General features: G+C 54.9%; 1 protein-coding gene. It reads right to left on the bottom strand.

What is annotated here, in order from left to right:
- On the bottom strand, positions 1-330 hold a 330-nt coding region (locus ACXJKO_RS31865; RefSeq protein ID WP_457094992.1), incomplete at its 3' end, for a type II toxin-antitoxin system RelE/ParE family toxin.
- Positions 331-873: the final 543 nt, after the last annotated feature.

Raw genomic sequence — 873 nt, 5'->3', positions numbered from 1 at the left:
GCGATACTCATCCGCAAGGGTGCCAAGGATTTCACGGAGGGCGTTCCTGTCGGCCTGGCTAATGTCGGCTCTTTGGCCTTTATCGACCAGCGCCAAGAGAAACACAGGCACGTCCTCAGCTGCATAGTAGGTTATCACCCGATACCCACCAGACTTGCCTTTGCCCTTGCCCCCGAACCGGATCTTTCGAGCGCCTCCCGTCCCTGGGACGATGTCCCCGATAAGAGGGTTGGTGGCGATGGTTGCGGAAATCTCGGCAAGCTCAGTATCGTCCAGCCCCGCTGCCTTGGCGTCTGCTAGGAAGGTAGATGTCTGGATGACGGTCTGCATGGTCATAATGGTACTGGTAGCCAGTAGTTCCGTCAAGGGGATAATAGCATCACAACATTTCGAGAATTTAGCGATCTTGGTAGCTCGGATGCCTTCTTTGGTTCTACATCATAGGGTGGATTAATACCTACGTGCCCGAACCAGAAAGACGAAGACAGTTGGCTCTCCGAGCGCCTTGCAGGCTTCCAGGCGATGGAGTCTCTCAACCAAGACAAAGCGGCTACCATTAGGCCGCGCGAGAATGGGCACTTCCTGACCCTTTTCCATCATGCTCTCTGCAAGGGCTTCAACCTTTCCCCGATCCAGCGTTTGGCGTCGTTTCACAGGCACATAGATATCTTCGATCGCAAGGATCTACCGCTTCAACACCATTCCGACTGCCCTGTGCAAGGTCCTGCCGGATGCAGTGTATGCGCAGAGGCTAACTTGCATAGGAACATGCCATCCCGATAGGCGTTCCCTGATGAGGTCCTGCCGGATGCAGTGTATGCGCAGAGGCTAACTTGCATAGGAACATGCCATCCCGATAGGCGTTCCCTGATG

The sequence above is a fragment of the Microvirga sp. P5_D2 genome (genome assembly GCF_054049475.1).
This window is presented reverse-complemented; position numbering and strand designations above follow the sequence as displayed.